General features: G+C 64.0%; 10 protein-coding genes. 9 read left to right on the top strand and 1 reads right to left on the bottom strand.

The window, feature by feature from the left end; all coding sequences use genetic code 11:
* Positions 1-549: 549 nt before the first annotated feature.
* Positions 550-1551 carry a GntR family transcriptional regulator gene (locus tag ACYASU_RS23020; RefSeq protein WP_346628981.1) on the bottom strand — a complete coding sequence of 334 codons (1002 nt, stop codon included), beginning with the start codon at positions 1549-1551 and terminating at the stop codon, positions 550-552.
* A gap of 332 nt (positions 1552-1883) precedes the next feature.
* Between ACYASU_RS23020 and ACYASU_RS23025 the strand changes: the two genes are divergently transcribed.
* From ACYASU_RS23025 to ACYASU_RS23065, 9 genes are all read left to right on the top strand, one after another.
* A complete protein-coding gene (locus ACYASU_RS23025) occupies positions 1884-3296 on the top strand; it encodes an amidase (protein ID WP_463584179.1) in 1413 nt (470 codons plus the stop codon).
* Positions 3296-4177: a polysaccharide deacetylase family protein gene (locus ACYASU_RS23030; protein WP_346628983.1), complete on the top strand. Its 882-nt coding sequence runs from the start codon at positions 3296-3298 to the stop codon at positions 4175-4177. Before ACYASU_RS23025 ends, ACYASU_RS23030 begins: the two co-directional genes overlap by 1 nt.
* 27 nt (positions 4178-4204) lie before the next feature.
* Positions 4205-5545, top strand: a complete 1341-nt coding sequence (locus ACYASU_RS23035) for an MFS transporter (protein WP_282371672.1) — start codon at positions 4205-4207, stop codon at positions 5543-5545.
* A gap of 38 nt (positions 5546-5583) precedes the next feature.
* Entirely contained in the window at positions 5584-6345 is a 762-nt protein-coding gene (locus ACYASU_RS23040) for an SDR family NAD(P)-dependent oxidoreductase (RefSeq protein WP_463584180.1), read from the top strand.
* A gap of 60 nt (positions 6346-6405) precedes the next feature.
* The gene (locus tag ACYASU_RS23045) at positions 6406-7152 is read left to right on the top strand and encodes an SDR family NAD(P)-dependent oxidoreductase (protein WP_463584181.1); all 747 of its coding nucleotides are present in this window, start codon (positions 6406-6408) and stop codon (positions 7150-7152) included.
* Between the two features lie 64 nt (positions 7153-7216).
* A complete protein-coding gene (locus tag ACYASU_RS23050) occupies positions 7217-7516 on the top strand; it encodes a hypothetical protein (RefSeq protein WP_065989066.1) in 300 nt (99 codons plus the stop codon).
* Positions 7513-8517 carry a CobW family GTP-binding protein gene (locus tag ACYASU_RS23055; protein WP_463584182.1) on the top strand — a complete coding sequence of 335 codons (1005 nt, stop codon included), beginning with the start codon at positions 7513-7515 and terminating at the stop codon, positions 8515-8517. The genes ACYASU_RS23050 and ACYASU_RS23055 overlap by 4 nt, the downstream gene beginning before the upstream one ends.
* On the top strand, positions 8514-9707 hold the full coding sequence (locus ACYASU_RS23060) for an ABC transporter substrate-binding protein (RefSeq protein WP_463584183.1): 1194 nt from the start codon (positions 8514-8516) through the stop codon (positions 9705-9707). Before ACYASU_RS23055 ends, ACYASU_RS23060 begins: the two co-directional genes overlap by 4 nt.
* Positions 9708-9886: 179 nt before the next feature.
* Positions 9887-15172: a DUF4011 domain-containing protein gene (locus tag ACYASU_RS23065; protein ID WP_463584184.1), complete on the top strand. Its 5286-nt coding sequence runs from the start codon at positions 9887-9889 to the stop codon at positions 15170-15172.
* The last annotated feature ends 294 nt before the right edge of the window (positions 15173-15466 follow it).

Here is a 15466-nt window from a genome sequence, read left to right on the forward strand (position 1 = left end):
GCGGTGTGTCAGTGGCGGATGCTTTTGATCTCAGTGGGACCGGCTTCAGCCGGGAAGAGGCCGGTGTGTGCGCCATCAATTCTGCGGTGTTGCCGCTGGCGCCTTCCCGGCTAAAGCCAGTCCCACTAAAGGGGCGCGGTGTGTCAGTGGCGGATGCTTTTGATCTCAGTGGGACCGGCTTCAGCCGGGAAGAGGCCGCTGTGTGCGCCATCAATTTTGCAGTGTTGCACCCGACGCCTTCCCGGCTAAAGCCAGTCCACTAAAGGGACGCGGTGTGTCAGTGGCGGATGCTGTTGATCTCAGTGGGACCGGCTTCAGCCGGGAAGAGGCCGGTGTGTGCGCCATCAATTTTGCGGTGTTGCACCCGACGCCTTCCCGGCTGAAGCCGGTCCCACTAACTGGGCGCGGTGTGTCAGTGGGGGATGCTTTTGATCTCAGTGGGACCGGCTTCAGCCGGGAAGGGGCCGGTGTGTGCGCCATCAATTTTGCGGTGTTGCCCCTGACGCCTTCCCGGCTAAAGCCGGTCCTACTCTGCGCATTCCCGCTTCTTCAGCTGAGTCGGGTCAGATACGCCGGGACGGGCTGTTCAGGCAGTACCGACAAGACTTTCAGCCGCTGCAGCATCCGCTGACGGGCACGGTTGAGGTGTTCCTTGAGGTTCAGTGCAGCGGCATCGAATGCGCCGTGCAGCAGTAATTCGAGGATCAGCCGATGCTCGGCCAGCATCGCTTCGTCGGGGCCGATGCCCAACTGACTGTAGAAAATCCGGCTGATGATCATCGGGCTCTGGCCTTGGCGGATCAGCGTGGCAATCTTGCGGTTGCTGATGCCCGCCAGGCAGTGGTGATGCAGGTCTTCTTCCAGTCGCTCGATGTCTGCCAGGCTGCACTGCGGATTATTTTGCGCGGCTTCAACCCGCGCGAGCATGGCGGCCAGGTCGTCCCGGCTCAGGCTTGGCGCGGTCTGGCGCAGTGCTTCTGGCTCGAGGCAGGCCCGCAGCTCGTAATCCTCGGTCACTTCCCGAGCGGTAAGCGGGCCGGCCAGCCACTGGGAGTAAGGCTCCTTCTCCACCAGCCCCCGGTCACGCAGACGCATCAGCGCCTCGCGCACCACGGCCCGGCTGACGCCATAGTGCTCGGCGGCAATTTGCTCATCGAGCCGATAATGACCGAAGGCGATACAGGTCGATAACGCCGCACCGATTTCCTCGAAGATCCGTTCGCCGAGGGGACGCGTGTCCACCAGCTCTTCACTGCTATCGAGGCCCAGCTGATGATGGGTCAGAGCCAGGCGCACTGGCTGTACGTCGTTGCCGTTGGGATTGACCAGATAACCGCGCCCATCAAACCGACTGATCAGGCCTTCTCCATGGAGCATATCCAGCGCCCGACGCACCGGCACCCGGCTGGTGCCGAACAGCTCTGCCAGCGGCGCTTCTAGCAGCACCAATCCTTCAACCACGTCACCGTTGACGATGGCATCGCGCAGGACCTGTCGGATCGTGGCGTAGCGGGACGCAGTGCGGGAATCCTCGGCGGACATCGATTTCATACACTTCTCGGAAGGCGGGCGGGGATTCTCGCACAAGACAGCGCGTCACTGCGGGCCACGGCAGAACGCACGGTATTGGAGCTGTTGTTACTTTTCTGCACTAAAACGTACCTTTGCATAACTATCCATCCTTGATGGCATACCTGTGATGACGCTTACAGTCCTGCGCACCACCTCGTGCTTTAAAATTGGACGAGGTATCTAGCCCGGGGCTCTTGGCCCGCATGCCCACGCAATCATCGCTCTGCGAATCAAGGTACTCAGACTCTGGCACGCTTTCTGCCTTTAAGAAATGTACATTCTCCAAATATGTACATTAAAGGGTAGATGAAATGTCCGACGCTCGCTTCCCGGATCCGACACTCGCCGATGCGCTGGCAATGGCCGAAGCGTTCGCCAACGGGACGAACGACCCGGTGCAGGCCCTGGACGCAGCGCTGGCGAAGGCTGCCGCCGTCGATGACGTGTTCATCTCTTTCTCCACTCCCCGGGCACGCCGCGAAGCAGAAGCCTCGGCGGCACGCTGGAAGGCCGGGCAACCGGCGAGCGCGCTGGACGGCGTGCCCATCGCCTGGAAGGACTTGTTCGATCTCGCTGGCAGCCCGACCACCGCCGGCGCTGCGTTGCGCCGTGAATACGCGCCGGCGCTGCTGGATGCGCAGAGCGTCGGCCTGCTGTCACGGGCCGGGATGGTCAGTGTCGGCAAAACCAACCTCAGTGAATTCGCTTACTCGGGGCTGGGCCTGAACCCCCATTTCGGCACGCCGCATAATCCCCTCGGGCATGACCAGCCACGCATTCCGGGTGGCTCTTCGTCCGGCTCTGCGGTCGCGGTCGCAGCGGGTATCGTCCCTGTCGCTATGGGCACCGACACGGCCGGCTCGATCCGCATTCCGGCCGCCTTCAACGGCCTGGTGGGCTTTCGCAGCAGTTGCCGCCGCTACAGCCGCGACGGGGTCTTCCCCCTCGCGCACACCCTCGACAGCCTCGGCCCGCTGACCCGCAGCGTGCGCGATGCGGTCGCCATTGACGACATCCTGCGGGGTCGCACAAAACCGACCTCTTTGCTGCCGCGCCCGTTGGCCGGTCAGCGGTACCGGGTCGATCAGGCTGTTCTTGAGGACGACCGCGTCGAGCCATCTGTGCGGGACAACCTGCTGCGCTGTGTGAGCGCGATGCAGGCCCAGGGCGCGCTGATCGAGGTGCGTCCTTCGCCGGCGTTTCAAGCCACGCTTGATCTGATCCAGCAGCAAGGCTGGCTCGGCGCGGCAGAAGCCTACGCCCTGCATCAGCCCTTGCTCGACAGCGAGGCGGCCGCGCAACTCGACCCTCGCGTACGACGCCGGCTTGAAGCGGCGCGGGCATTTCCGGCCAGCCACTTGATCAACCTCTACAGCGCCCGCGAGCGGCTTCAGCAACAGATGAGCGACGAACTCGACGGCGCCTTTCTGATCACCCCGAGCGTGGCCCATGTGGCGCCGCCGCTTGCGCCGTTGCTGAGCGACGACGACCTGTTTACCCGCACCAACCTGGCCACGCTGCGCCTGACCATGCCGGGCAGTCTGCTGGACATGCCGGGCGTGTCGCTGCCGAGTGGCTGCGACGCCCGTGGCCTGCCCACCGGCCTGTTGATCAGCGCGCCGAGTGGCGAAGACTCACGTTTATTGCGCGCAGCGCTGGCTGTTGAAGCGGCGTTGCGCACGTCCCGAAACCAAGAATCCGATAACTCCGCTGGAGAACGATGATGGCTAAAGAAATTCTGTGCGCCTTCGGTGTCGACGTAGACGCCGTGGCAGGCTGGTTGGGTTCGTACGGTGGCGAGGATTCGCCGGATGACATTTCCCGTGGCCTGTTCGCGGGGGAGGTTGGTGCGCCGCGCCTGCTCAAGCTGTTCGAGCGCTACGGTCTGCGCACCACCTGGTTCGTGCCCGGTCACTCGATGGAGACCTTTCCCGAGCAGATGAAGGCCGTGTTCGACGCCGGCCACGAAATCGGAGTGCATGGCTACAGCCACGAAAACCCGATCGCCATGACGCCCGAGCAGGAAGAAATCGTCCTCGACAAATCCATCGAGCTGATCACCCAGATGACCGGCAAACGTCCGACCGGCTACGTCGCGCCGTGGTGGGAGTTCAGCAAGGTCACCAACGAGTTGCTGCTCAAGAAAGGCATCAAGTACGACCACAGCCTGATGCACAACGACTTCCATCCGTACTACGTGCGCGTGGGCGACAGCTGGACCAAGATCGATTACACCCAGCACCCCGACACCTGGATGAAACCGCTGGTGCGCGGTGAGGAAACCGATCTGGTGGAGATTCCGGCGAACTGGTACCTCGACGACCTGCCGCCGATGATGTTCATCAAAAAGGCGCCCAACAGCCACGGCTTCGTCAACCCGCGCCATCTGGAAGAGATGTGGCGCGATCAGTTCGACTGGGTCTACCGCGAGCACGAACACGCCGTGTTCACCATGACCATTCACCCGGACGTCTCCGGGCGCCCGCAAGTGCTGCTGATGCTGGAGCGTCTGATCGAGCACATCCAGAGCCACGCCGGGGTCAAGTTCGTCACCTTCGACGAAATCGCCGACGACTTCGTCCGCCGTCATCCGCGCCACAGCTGATAGCCCCTTCATTCCGAGGCGTGACCCATGTCCATTTACAACAAGCTTGATCTGACCGGCTGGAAACCCCGGCAACTGACTTCCGAAGAAGTCCGCTACGCCACCTGGATCGCCTTCTTCGCGTGGGTCTTTGCGGTGTACGACTTCATCCTGTTCGGCACCTTGCTGCCGGAAATCGGCCGGCACTTTCAGTGGGGCGAAGCGGAACAGGCGGAAATCGCCACCTGGGCTGCGGTCGGCACGGCGGTCATCGCGCTGGCCATCGGTCCGTTGGTGGATCGCCTCGGCCGACGCATGGGCATCATTTTCACGGTCACCGGTTCCGCGATCTGCTCGGCGCTGACGGCACTGGGCGGGTCATGGGGCAAGTCGCCGTTGATCCTGATCCGCTCCCTGAGCGGGCTGGGCTACGCCGAAGAAACCGTTAACGCGACCTACCTCAGCGAAATTTATGCGGCCTCCGAAGACCCGCGTCTGGCCAAGCGGCGTGGCTTCATCTACAGCCTGGTGCAAGGCGGCTGGCCGGTCGGTGCGCTGATCGCTGCAGGCCTGACCGCCGTGCTGCTGCCGATCATCGGCTGGCAGGGCTGCTTCGTCTTCGCCGCCATCCCTGCGCTGGTGATTGCGTTCATGGCGCGCAAGCTCAAGGAAAGCCCGCAGTTCCAGATTCACCAGCGCATCACCCAGCTGCGCAAGGCCGGCGACGCCGAGCAGGCCAAACAAGTGGCAATGACCTACGGCGTGGATTACGAAGAGCATCGCACCGCCGGCATCGGCGCAGCGTTCCGTGGCACCTCGCGCCGGGCGACCCTGGTGATCGGCGCGGCGATCCTGCTCAACTGGGCGGCGATTCAGGTGTTCAGCGTGCTGGGCACCTCGGTCATCGTCAGCGTGCACCACATCTCCTTCGAGAACTCGCTGATCATCCTGGTGCTGTCGAACCTGGTGGGCTACTGCGGCTACCTCAGCCACGGCTGGATGGGCGACAAGATCGGCCGGCGCAACGTCATCGGCCTGGGCTGGATGCTCGGCGGTCTGTCGTTCACCGGCATGCTGTTCGGCCCCAGCAACATGCCGACGGTGGTCGGTCTGTACAGCCTCGGGCTGTTCTTCCTGATCGGTCCATATTCCGCCGCCCTGTTTTTCATCAGCGAAAGCTTCCCGACCAGCATCCGCGCCACCGGTGGCGCGATCATCCACGCGATGGGCCCGATTGGCGCCGTGGTCGCCGGTTTTGGCGCGACCTCGGTCCTGAGTGCCGGCGGCGACTGGCAGACCTCGGCGCTGTATTTCGGTGCCGTGCCGTGTTTTCTGTCCGGCGTGTTGATGTTCGCCGCCCGCCACGTGCGCCCAGAAACCGTCCAATAGCAACCGTCCGATAGAAACCGTCCAATAAGGAACTGAACATGATTCGCAGAGTAGCGTTGATTACCGGGGCCGCCAGCGGGATCGGCCAGGCCCTGGCGGTGGCTTTCGCGCACAAGGGCGTCGCGGTGGTGGGCGGCTATTACCCGGCCGACCCCCATGACCCGGAGATCACCGCGCAGCTGGTCGCGGAAGCGGGTGGCGAATGCCTGATGGCGGAGCTGGACGTCACTCAAACGGCCTCGGTTGATGCCCTGGCCGAGCAGGCCATCAGCCGCTTCGGCCGCATCGATTACGCCGTCGCCAATGCCGGACTGCTGCGCCGCGCGCCGTTGCTGGAGATGACCGACGCGCGCTGGAACGAGATGCTTGATGTCGATCTCACCGGCGTGATGCGCACCTTTCGCGCAGCGGCTCGGCACATGGGCGAGGGCGGCTCGATGGTGGCCATTTCGTCGATTGCCGGGGGCGTCTATGGCTGGCAGGACCACGCCCACTACGCTGCGGCCAAAGCCGGGGTGCCGGGGCTGTGCCGTTCGCTGGCGGTGGAACTGGCGCCCCGGGGGATTCGCTGCAACGCGGTGATTCCGGGTTTGATCGAGACACCGCAATCGCTGGACAGTAAAAACTCACTCGGGCCCGAGGGCCTCGCCAAAGCGGCCCGTGCCATCCCGCTGGGCCGTGTCGGCCGGGCCGATGAAGTCGCTTCGCTGGTGCGATTCCTGTGCAGCGAGGAGTCCAGTTATCTCACCGGGCAAAGCATCGTCATCGATGGCGGCCTGACCGTGCGGTGGCCGGAGTAGGGCGCAGCGCTGATCCGCTGTTGATCGCGCTACAGGCGCTGGACTGAAAGAGGAAACACCATGCAACTGGTTAATAAACGCGCGGTGATCACCGGCGCAGGCAGCGGGATCGGTGCTGCCATCGCCCGCGCGTTCGCCGAGCAGGGCGCGCGGCTGGTCCTCGCCGACCGCGACGCCGTTACCCTGGCGACCACCGCTCAGGCCTGTCGCTCATTAAGTGCCCAAGTGGTGGAAAGCGTGGCCGATGTCGGCACCGTCGAGGGCGCGCAGGCCGGTGTCGATGCCTGCGTTCAGCACTTTGGCGGCATCGATATTCTGGTCAATAACGCCGGCATGCTGACCCAGGCCCGCTGTGTCGACCTGACCCTGGACATGTGGAACGACATGCTGCGCGTCGACCTGACCAGCGTGTTCATCGCCAGTCAGCGCGCCTTGCCGCACATGCTGGCGCAGCGGTGGGGACGCATCATCAACGTCGCGTCACAGTTGGGCATCAAGGGCGGCGCCGAGTTGACCCATTACGCCGCCGCCAAGGCCGGGGTGATCGGCTTCAGCAAATCCCTTGCCCTGGAAGTGGCCAAGGACAACGTGCTGGTCAACGCCATTGCGCCCGGCCCGATCGAAACGCCGCTGGTGGCCGGGATCAGCAGCGCCTGGAAAACCGCCAAAGCTGCCGAGCTGCCCCTGGGGCGCTTTGGCCTGGCGGAAGAAGTGGCGCCCGTCGCGGTGCTGCTCGCCAGCGAGCCCGGAGGCAATCTGTTCGTCGGCCAGACCCTGGGGCCGAATTCCGGCGATGTGATGCCGTGATGCCCAAGTACAGAGAACAGAGCCGCGAAGAACAGAGTCGTGAATAAAACAGGAGCAAATAACCATGTGTGGACTCTGCGGCCTGCTGGGTGAAGACGTGCACTGGAGCGACCCGCTGGGCGACGAACTGCCCCGTCGCCGCGAACGCCTGCGCCGGATTGCCGCGATCAACAAGGTGGTGGCGCCGTTCCGCCTGAAGGTCGAGGACTTTCAGGGCGTCTCCTACCTGCTGCTCGGCGCCACCGGCAAGCAGGAACTGGCGAGCGGCCTCGACCAACTCTGGCAACGGGCCGAGCAGTTGATCGGCCGCCCGCTGGATCCGCTGGATGAACGACTGCTGGACCACCTGGAGCAGCACCCATGAGTATCGCGCTGAACGTCATCACCGGTTTTCTCGGCAGCGGCAAGACCACCTTGCTCAAGCGCCTGCTGCAGGGAGAAAACCTCGGCGACACGGCGCTGCTGATCAATGAGTTCGGCGATGTGGGCATCGATCACCTGCTGGTGGAGGCGGTGGCGCCGGACACCGTCCTGCTGCCCAGTGGATGCGTCTGTTGCTCCATTCGGGGCGAGTTGCGCGACGCGTTGACCGATTTGCTCCAGCGCCGCGCACGGGGCGAAGTGCCGGCGTTTCGACGCATCCTCCTGGAAACCACGGGGCTGGCCGATCCGGCGCCCATTCTGGCGACGATCAACAATGATCCGCACCTGCGCGGCCGTGTGTATGTCGGGCTGGTGGTGACCGTGGTCGACGCCAGCCATGCCGCGCTGCAGGAACGCCTGCACCCGGAATGGATGGCCCAGGTCGCCGCTGCCGACCGGCTGCTGATCAGCAAGACCGACGTCGCCGACGAAGACGCGCTGCAGGCGTTGCAGCGGCGTTTGCAGTCGATCAATCCCGCGCCTGTGCTGACCACGGATGCCATTCAGAGCGGCGACCAACTGCTGCTCGGTGACGGGCTGCACAGCAGTGATCCCGCCCAGGAGGTCGCGCGCTGGCAATTGATGGGCGTGCGCTCGACAGCCGCCCGCCACGGCGAGGCGCAGGTCTGCTGCCTGACCTTTGAACGCCCGCTGGATTGGGTCGCCTTCGGGGTCTGGCTGTCCATGCTGCTAAGATGCCACGGCGAACGAATCCTGCGCGTCAAAGGACTGCTCAACGTGAACAACAGCCACGCCCCCGTCGTCATTCATGGCGTGCAGCATTGCCTGCACGCGCCGGTGCACCTGCCTTCGTGGCCGGGCGACGACCATCGTTCGCGGCTGGTATTCATCGTGCGCGGGCTGGACACCGCGCTGCTGCGCCGCTCGTTCGAGGTGTTCAGCGAACGCCTGGCGCCGGCGCCCCGGGAAGCGCTGGCATGACCGTGACGCTGAGGGTACTGGGCACTTCGGTGACGCTGCTTGAATCCCTGCGGGTTCGCGCCGAAGAAGACCTCGGTATCAAGCTGGTTTATCAGGTGCATGACGTGCAAACCGCCCAGCGCATCGCGGTCATGCAGCCCGACAGTTACGACCTCTATGACCAGTGGTTCCACAACGTGGATTTCGTCTGGCCCGCCCGCGCCATTCAGCCCATCGACACCCGCCGTGTTGCCCTGTGGCACGAAATCAACGATCTGCCCAAACGCGGCAGGCTGTCGGCCAGTGACCGCCTCGGCAGCGGCAGCGTGCCCAGCGAGCGCCTTTTTGTGCAGCACGACGGCAGCCTCGGCAGCGGGGTGAGTGAGCGCATCAGCATGTTGCCACTGACCCACAACGCCGACAGTTTCGCCTATCGTCCCGAGCGCCTTCCCGCCGGCTTCAGCTCGGCGGACGAGAGCTGGGGCTGGCTGGTCGATCCGGCCTGGTGCGGGCGGGTGGCCCTGCAAAGTGACGCGGCCATCGGCGCACTCGACGCGGCGCTCGCCGTGGAAGGCGCAGGGCTGGCGCAGTTCCGCGACATCGGCAACCTGAGCATCGAAGAGATCGACGTGCTCGCCGACATCCTTGTGCGCAAGCAGGGGCAGGGCATGTTCGGCGCGTTCTGGTCAGACGATGAAGAAGCGGCGGAACTGATGTTGCATCCGACAATCGACATCCAGAGCTTATGGTCGCCGACCCTGGTGCGCTTGCATCGGGCCGGCGTGAAATACCGCGTCGCCGTCCCGCGCGAGGGTTATCGCGGCTGGTTCGGCGGGTTGTCCCTGTCGCGCCATGCCAAAGGCGCGGTACTCGATGCGGCCTACGCCTACCTCAACTGGTGGCTGTCCGGCTGGCCCGGGGCGGTGATGGCCCGCCAGGGTTATTACATCGGCAATCCGGCCCGCAGCCGCGAACACCTGAGCGCGGCCGAGTGGGATTACTGGTACGCCGGACTGCCCGCCCGGGAACAACTCATGGGCAGCGACGGCCTGCCGCTGATCGACATCGGCGAAGTGCGCGATGGCGGCTCCTACGAGCAGCGCATGGGGCACATCGCGGTGTGGAATGCGGTCATGGATGAACACAACTACCTGGTGCGCCGCTGGGGGGACATCTCCCGGGCCGGCAGCAAGGGCTCGCGCAGGCAGTGAAGCCCTCGTGCGAGCCGCAAGCCGGGGCGTTGCGGACCGCTGCGCCAGCGTCCCTGTAAAATGCCCGGCGGGCTGATTGACCGATAAACACATTCACAATCGGCGATTACTCATGGACTATAGGCGCCATTTGGCGCGCCCCTCATGGGGCCAGCGCTCGTAGCTTCAGGATCCTGTGAATGAACATCAAGATTGACGCGCTGATCGCCCGCAAGATCGGCTTCGCCTCCCACCAGAATGCCGTTCCCCTTGTGCGCGAATTGAGCCTCTGGAATCAGGAAGAAACCACCCTCGAAGACCTGGTGCTGACCCTGAGCACCGACCCGGAGTTCGTTGAAAGCCGAAGCTGGAATATTGACCGCATCCACGCCGGTGATCGCCTCGGCATCCCTGATCGCGACATCAAGCTGAACGCCGGATACCTGTCCGGTCTGACCGAAAGCCTGAACGCCGACGTGGTGTTGCGCGTGTCCCGGGGCGAAACGGTGCTCGTCGAACAGCGCTTCCCCACCGAACTCCTGGCCCGCACTGAATGGAGCGGGTTGAGCGCGATGCCGGAACTGCTCGCCGCGTTCTGCATGCCCAATGACCCCGCAGTGGACCGGGTGCTTAAAGCCGCCTCGCAAGTCCTGCGCCGTGCCGGCAAGAAAGACGGCATCGACGGCTACGAAAGCAAATCCCGCACGCGCACCTGGGAACTGGCTTCCGCCATCTGGTCGGGGGTGTGCAGCTTTCAACTGAGCTATGCGTTGCCACCCGCCAGTTTCGAGCAGCAGGGCCAGAAGATCAGGCCACCGAGCGTGGTGCTGGAAAACGGCGTCGCGACCTGCCTCGACACCGCGTTGCTGTTTGCGGCCGCGCTGGAGCAGGCCGGTTTGAATGCGTTGCTGGTCATGACCAAGGGTCACGCATTCGCCGGCGTCTGGTTGCAGCCTCAGGAATTTTCCCAGTTGCTGACCGATGAAGCATCGGCCGTGCGCAAGCGTCTCGACCTGAAAGAAATGCTGGTGTTCGAGACGACCCTCGCGACCCAGGCACCCGCGCCGAGTTTTTCCCGGGCGGTGGCCGCCGCCGAGCGGGAACTCGACGATGAGCAGTTCATCATGGCCATCGACGTGCACCGCGCCCGGATGCAGAAGATTCGTCCGATGGCGCTGGTGTCAGCGGTTGTTCCAGTCGATGGCGCCGAGGAAGCACCGCCCGTGGCGGAAGGGCTGGAAGAAGCGCCGTCGCTGCCGGGGTTCGATGTCGAGATCAATGAAGACGCCTCGGGGCCGGCCGGAAAACTCACCCTGTGGCAACGCAAACTGCTCGATCTGACCACCCGGAATCGTCTGCTGCATTTGCCGGACAGCGCCAAGGGCGTGCGTCTGCTGTGCCCCGATTCGGCGGCCCTTGAAGACCTGCTCTCCAGCGGTCAGCGCATTCGCGTGGTGGCCGTCCCCGATTTGAAAAGCAGCGGCCGCGATGAGGCCCTGTATGAACAGCAGAACAACGAAAGCCTGGTCGACGAAGTCGCCCGTCAGGCACTGGCGCGCGGCGAAGTCCTGGCCAGTCTGGAGAAGGTCAAGCTGGAAGCCACGCTGATCGACCTGTTCCGCAAGGCCCGCAGCGATATCGAGGAAGGCGGCGCGAACACGCTGTTCCTGGCCATCGGCTTTCTGAAGTGGAAGAAAAGCGTCGACGACCCGAAAACCTATTCCGCGCCGCTGATTTTGTTGCCGGTGAAACTCGAGCGCAAAAGCGCTTTGTCCGGGGTCACGCTGAGCCTGCTCGACGAGGAACCGCGTTTCAACCTGACCTTGCTTGAGCTGCTGCGCCACGACTTCGAGCTGGTGATTCCCGGGCTGGACGGTGAGCTGCCCAGCGATGGCAGCGGCATTGATGTGGCCGGGATCTGGAACAGCGTGCGCCGGGCGGTGCGCGATGTACCCGGCTTCGAGGTCAGCACCGAGCTGGTGCTGGGCACCTTCTCGTTTGCCAAATACCTGATGTGGAAAGACCTGAACGCCAACGCGGCGCAGCTGCTGCAAAGCCCTCTGGTCAAGCTTCTGCTGGACCCCGACGCAGCGGGTGAAGGAGCGGGTGAAGGCTTTTCCAGTTCGGCCGAATTTCCCCACCCCGAGCGTCTGGATGCGACCGTCACGCCGGCGCAGCTGTTCGCCCCCTTGCCGGCCGACTCGTCGCAAGTGGCCGCGGTGGTGGCGTCGGCCAACACCCACAGTTTCGTCATGGACGGGCCACCCGGCACCGGCAAATCCCAGACCATCGCCAACATGATCGCCCACAACCTGGCCCTCGGCCGGCGTGTGCTGTTCGTGGCAGAGAAACGCGCCGCCCTTGACGTGGTGTTTCGTCGCCTGGCCGAGAAGGGCCTTGGCGAATTCTGTCTGGAGCTGCATTCCAGCAAGGCGTCCAAGGTTGAAGTGCTCAAGCAGCTGGACCGCGCCTGGGACGTGAGTGAAGCGTTGAGCGCCGAGGAATGGGAACGTGAAGCCGCCCGGTTGCAGACCCTTCGCTCACGGCTCAACCAACTGGTCGATGTGCTGCACCGACGCTGGGATAACGGCCTGACCCTGCATCAGTCCATCGGTCGGGTGGTTCGCGACCACAGCCCTCAGACGCCAAGGCTGGCCTGGGAAATAGGCACGCAACACGATGGAACCGAGTACGCCGGGTTGCTGGATCTCGCCCGTCGCCTGGGACTCAACGGCAGCGCCGCCCGCGAGCTTTCAGGCAAGTTCGGCGCCTTGGCGCAGACGCAATGGTCGAACGCCTGGCAGGCTCAGATCGCCAGCGTTGCCCGCGAGATTCCCCAAGCCCTTGATCAGTTGAACGCCGCCAGCGAGCGGCTTCTGGGTCTGACCCACGTGCCGTTGCCGGTCGCTGAAGTGGCGCAGGTCCAGCAGCTGCATGAGCTGGTTGCCCTGATCCTTGAATCCCACGGCCTGAACCTGTCATTTGCCTTTGCACCCGATGCTGCCGCGCGCATCGAAGCAGCCCGGCGCAGTTGCCAATTGATCGAGAGTTATCGGGAGCTTGAAGAAACCCTGTCCCTGGATTACGCCGATGAAGCGTGCCGTCGTGTGCCGGTCGCGCAACTGCGCACCGAGTGGCATGAAGCCGAGGGCAAGTTCTGGTTTCTGGCGACGTTCGCGAAAAAGAAGGTGGCGAAGAAGCTCGCCTCCCTGGGTGGGGCGGCAGGGCTGCCGGACACCCTGGGCGACCTCGCCATTTTTGAACGCCTGCAGACTCATCTCGTGGAGCTGGATGGGTTGGCCAGCGACATGCAATCGATGCCCGGCTGGAAAGGCATGACCAGCGACCCGGTGCGAACGCTGCAGGCCGTGACCTTGGCCGAGCGTCTGCGCGGCATGCTGATCGGGCTGGCCAAATCACCCGAGAACCTGATTGCCTTGCGCGGCGCCGTGGCGCGTCTGGTGATCGAGGCGAACGACATGTTGGCGCCGAGCGGCCAAATCGCTTCCTCCTGCTTGACGTTGCAGCAGGCGCTGTCGCGCTTTGAGGAAGCGGCGCGGTCGTTCGCCGGCCTGGCGGGCACGGCCACCGAGACTCACCCGAGCGTGGCCGTTCTTCGGACCACGTCACTCGCCATCCAGCAGCAGGAGGAGCGGCTCAAGGCGTGGTGTGACTGGTGCCGCGTGAGGGAACAAGCGAGCGAGGCCGGCCTGGCCACTCTGGCCCAGGCACTGGAAACCGGCAGCCTGTTGCCGTCTGCCGCAGAGGACACCTTCGTCACGGCTTATGCCCATTGGTTCGCGACCCAGGGCATCGACGGCGAACCCTTGCTGCGCAATTTCGTGTCGGCCGAGCACATGAGCGATATCGGCGCTTTCGTACGCCTGGACGACGAGCTGGCGAAACTGACCGTGCGCTATATCCGCGCCAAGCTCTGCGGGTTGATTCCGTCCAAGAATGACATCCCGAAAAGCAGCGGCTTTGCCATTCTCAAGCATGAGTTGCAGAAGTCCCGCCGGCACAAACCGGTCCGGCAGTTGGCGATCGAGATGGGCGATGCGCTGAATCGTCTGGCCCCTTGCATGCTCATGAGCCCCTTGTCGATCGCGCAGTTCCTGCCCGCCGACCAGCCGCCGTTCGATCTGGTGATCTTCGACGAGGCGTCGCAAATCGCGCCGTGGGACGCCATCGGTTCGATTGCCCGGGGCAAGCAGGTGATCATCGCCGGTGACCCTCGGCAGATGCCGCCGACCAACTTCTTCAACCGTGGCCCGAATGCCGGCGACGACGACACCGCCGAAGACATGGAAAGCATCCTCGACGAATGCCTGGGGGCAGGTGTGCCGAGTCACAGTCTGAGCTGGCACTACCGCAGTCGCCATGAAAGCCTGATTGCCTTCTCCAATCACCGTTACTACGACAGCAATCTGATCACTTTCCCGGCCGCGGAAACCCGCGCCAGTGCCGTCGAGTGGCGCAAGGTCGAGGGCGTGTACGCCAAGGGCAAGGGGCGTTACAACCAGGCCGAAGCCCAGGCCATCGTCGATGAAACCGTCAAGCGCCTCACCGACCCTGCGTTCGTGGCGGCGGGGTATTCCATCGGCATCATCACGCTTAACTCCGATCAGCAGAAACTGATCAACGACCTGCTGGACGCGGCCCGCAAGCAATACCCGCAGATCGAGCCGTTCTTCCAGGACACCCAGACCGAGCCGGTGGTGGTCAAGAATCTGGAAACCGTCCAGGGCGACGAGCGTGACCTGATTATGCTGGGCATTGGTTATGGCCCCACCGAACCCGGTGCGCCGGTGATGTCGATGAACTTCGGTCCCCTCAACAAGGACGGCGGATGGCGCCGGCTCAACGTCGCCATTACCCGGTCCCGCCGGGAAATGCTGGTGTTCACCTCGTTCGATCCGTCGATGATTGACCTCAACCGCACCAACGCGCGAGCCGTGCGCGATCTGAAGCACTTCATCGAGTTTGCTCAGCGCGGTCCGAAAGCGCTGGCCGAGGCGGTTCAAGGCTCGGTGGGCGGTTACGATTCGCCGTTCGAAGAAGCCGTGGCCCAAGGGCTGAGGCGTCTGGGCTGGCAGGTTGTTCCGCAGATCGGCGTGTCACGTTTCCGCATCGATCTGGGCATCGTTCACCCGGACCGCCCGGGCGATTACCTGGCGGGGGTTGAGTGCGACGGTGCCACGTACCACAGCGCTGCCACCGCCCGGGACCGGGACAAAGTGCGCGGCGCGATTCTCACCGGCCTGGGCTGGAACCTGCTGCGGCTGTGGTCCACCGACTGGTGGGTGGATAAGGAAGGGGCGTTGCAGAAGCTGCACGTGGCGCTGAACGACCTGCTGGCTGAATCGCGACGGGACGGCGCTGCCGCACGGGCCGATGAGGCCGTCACCGCGCCGCTCCTGGTCGACTTCACAGCGTTACCGGAACCTGAGGCTGACGACGAGGTGAATGAAACCCCGATTGGTTAGATTGATCTCCGGGGCCCGTCTCAGCAGACTCTGGTTTTACTTGCTCAATGCTGGCGGCCAGTCGAGGTGACAGAGGCGCCTGATCGTCAGCATCTCACTGACCGCACGCGGTCTTTTAGTGAGACCGGCTTTAGCCGGGAAGAGGCCAGTGCGATCGCCCTCACTTTTGCGGCGTCACACCTGACGCCTTCCCGGCTAAAGCCGGTCCCACAGTCGAGTTCACGCTCGATCTCACTGGCCCCACGCGGTGTTTTAGTGGGACCGGCTTCAGCCGGGAAGAGTCCAGCGCGATCA

The sequence above is a fragment of the Pseudomonas sp. HP_12 genome (assembly GCF_055283955.1).

Coding starts and splice junctions, on each gene's coding strand:
- ACYASU_RS23020 (WP_346628981.1), bottom strand. CDS start 1,551: ATGAAATCGATGTCCGCCGAGGATTCCCGCACTGCGTCCCGCTACGCC.
- ACYASU_RS23025 (WP_463584179.1), top strand. CDS start 1,884: ATGTCCGACGCTCGCTTCCCGGATCCGACACTCGCCGATGCGCTGGCA.
- ACYASU_RS23030 (WP_346628983.1), top strand. CDS start 3,296: ATGGCTAAAGAAATTCTGTGCGCCTTCGGTGTCGACGTAGACGCCGTG.
- ACYASU_RS23035 (WP_282371672.1), top strand. CDS start 4,205: ATGTCCATTTACAACAAGCTTGATCTGACCGGCTGGAAACCCCGGCAA.
- ACYASU_RS23040 (WP_463584180.1), top strand. CDS start 5,584: ATGATTCGCAGAGTAGCGTTGATTACCGGGGCCGCCAGCGGGATCGGC.
- ACYASU_RS23045 (WP_463584181.1), top strand. CDS start 6,406: ATGCAACTGGTTAATAAACGCGCGGTGATCACCGGCGCAGGCAGCGGG.
- ACYASU_RS23050 (WP_065989066.1), top strand. CDS start 7,217: ATGTGTGGACTCTGCGGCCTGCTGGGTGAAGACGTGCACTGGAGCGAC.
- ACYASU_RS23055 (WP_463584182.1), top strand. CDS start 7,513: ATGAGTATCGCGCTGAACGTCATCACCGGTTTTCTCGGCAGCGGCAAG.
- ACYASU_RS23060 (WP_463584183.1), top strand. CDS start 8,514: ATGACCGTGACGCTGAGGGTACTGGGCACTTCGGTGACGCTGCTTGAA.
- ACYASU_RS23065 (WP_463584184.1), top strand. CDS start 9,887: ATGAACATCAAGATTGACGCGCTGATCGCCCGCAAGATCGGCTTCGCC.